The sequence below is a fragment of the Vibrio sp. 1402 genome (assembly GCF_033340275.1).
On sequence record NZ_JAWOWE010000158.1, the window covers coordinates 1 to 830 of the forward strand.

1 pseudogene is annotated in these 830 nt (G+C 44.6%); it reads right to left on the reverse strand.

Features of this window, described 5'->3' with window-relative positions:
- Window positions 1-264: pseudogene (locus R7044_RS24790) on the reverse strand (tellurium resistance protein); the annotation flags it as partial.
- Window positions 265-830 lie beyond the last annotated feature (566 nt).

The window sequence follows — 830 nt, forward strand, 5'->3', positions numbered from 1 at the left end:
GAGATAATCGGTCAGGATCAATAATGCCATACTCATTGGTGCCATTAAACTACCACTTAACGGGTGCTTAATATCCGCCATAAATAGGCGAGGATTGGTGGCGTACTTAATCAGAACGGGAGCGAGCAATAACGCGCCAAATGAAGCCAGAAAAGGACGAATTGGCGTACCAATATCGGGAACATAGAGCGCCCACGCTTGGCCAAGCCCGATCATACCCAGTGCCAGCGCCGCTTGAGAAGGCGGGACACTATAAAACTGCACAAGTCTTTTCCAGTTCAAATCTACTCCGAATTGATTTTGCCCGAATGAAACGAAAAGTGATGTTTAAAACCAAATTATCTTTGGCTGCTTTGCGTGTGAAAATCGCGAACGGCGTGGAATCAGATCGTTGATTCTCTTCATCTTAGCCTGCTGCTGCCTTGCATTGCGAAACGCGAATTTTCAACGCATGTTTTACGCAATTGTTGACTCATTTTGGCCTGTAATGGGCGGATTTGAGTGGAACAATTGCTCTATTTTATGGCGCGAATATTAACAAGTTTAACAGGCGATGACGCCTAAACATGATGGGTAAATATCAGAGAATGAGAATTTTGTCAGTTTGGTATCGAATATTTTCGAACCGTTGCAAAATTATAGAAATGCAGGCTCCAAACATTCGTGATACTTACAAGTAGGTTTGGAGCCGGAGTGCTTTAAGTTGCCTAGGAGGCCTGATTTTCAGGGAGATCTTGTTGACGTAGCTTGTCATTTTTAAGCGTACGATGTAGCAACTGGCTGTAAATCGGTTGCCCGCCAAGTAACTGCGCTACGATTACCGCGCCTAA